The following is a 654-nucleotide window of genomic DNA, read 5'->3' as shown; positions in this document are numbered from 1 at the left end:
TGTTGATTTCCATCCAGAAGTGACCCACTTGGCCGTGTGATTTCCATCTAAATCTGACCCACGTGATAACCCTAACCTGCTGCTTTTAGCAGCAGGAGCACAGGAGTGATTGACGTGGCGACACTGAGTGTCATCAGACGTTGGGCACTGCGAGAGCAACTGTCCATTCGAGAGATAGCCCGGCGCACGGGCCTGTCTCGCAACACCATCCGCAAGTACCTTCGCGAGGGCGAGGCGGCGCCCAGCTACGCGAAGCGCGTCAGCCCGAGCAAGCTCGACGCCTTTGCCGAGAAGCTCAGCGGCTGGCTCAAGAGCGAGGCCTCCAAGTCCCGCAAGCAGCGCCGCACGCTCAAGCAGATGCACGCCGATCTGGCAGCGCTGGGCTACCAGGGGTCGTACAACCGCGTGGCAGCCTTTGCACGCCAGTGGTATGCACACCGCCACGAAGTGCAGCAGACCACCGGACGCGGCACCTTCGTGCCGCTGGCCTTCGGCCCTGGCGAGGCATTCCAGTTCGACTGGAGCGAGGACTGGGCTGTCATCGCCGGCGAGCGCACCAAGCTGCAGGTGGCGCACTTCAAGCTCAGCCACAGCCGCGCGTTCATCGTGCGCGCCTACCTGCTGCAGACCCACGAGATGCTGTTCGATGCACAC

At 62.7% G+C, this 654-nt stretch carries 1 protein-coding gene; it reads left to right on the top strand.

What is annotated here, in order from left to right; all coding sequences use genetic code 11:
• Positions 1–105 precede the first annotated feature (105 nt).
• Positions 106–654, top strand: a 549-nt coding sequence (istA, locus tag ACCD11_RS28370) for an IS21 family transposase (protein WP_413316466.1), incomplete at its 3' end; no start/stop codon positions are given.

Origin of the sequence: Variovorax sp. Varisp36 (assembly GCF_047304235.1) — a bacterium.
Classification (GTDB): domain Bacteria; phylum Pseudomonadota; class Gammaproteobacteria; order Burkholderiales; family Burkholderiaceae_C; genus Variovorax.
The sequence above is the reverse complement of the archived record's forward strand: the minus strand, read 5'-3'. Positions and strand labels throughout refer to the sequence as shown.